1 protein-coding gene is annotated in these 328 nt (G+C 46.3%); it reads right to left on the bottom strand.

Going from position 1 to position 328, the window contains the following annotated elements:
- Nucleotides 1-130: 130 nt before the first annotated feature.
- A partial coding sequence (locus tag BN1129_RS24060; RefSeq protein WP_209418539.1) for a hypothetical protein occupies nucleotides 131-328 on the bottom strand: 198 nt, incomplete at its 5' end.

Genomic DNA, 328 nt, shown 5'->3' with positions numbered 1-328 from the left:
TCGTCATCTTGATGCAACTTTTTCAGGGTGGATGAGGAGAGGGCAAGCGTAAGCAAACAGGGTGCCAAACTGTTCCTTTCCTGTTTTATTTGCAGTTTGCCTTTTAAAAACAGACGTTTATTAGAATCATTTAGGTGAGCGTGTTATCGCTTTTAATAATTGGTGTTGGTGCTTTTGATACGGTAAGGACAAAATGTCCCACTAAAGTTCCGGTTATCGGGACATTCTCCGACCTTACCTGCATTCGAGGTACTTTTGTCATGACTGCACCCGCCAGCCGCTGGTCTGCCCTCTCTTTGCTCATCGTCGATGACGAACCCGGCATGCG

This window comes from Aeromonas popoffii, assembly GCF_000820025.1.
GTDB lineage: Bacteria > Pseudomonadota > Gammaproteobacteria > Enterobacterales > Aeromonadaceae > Aeromonas > Aeromonas popoffii.
Note: the sequence above shows the minus strand (reverse complement) of the source record. Positions and strands in the feature narration are given on the sequence as shown.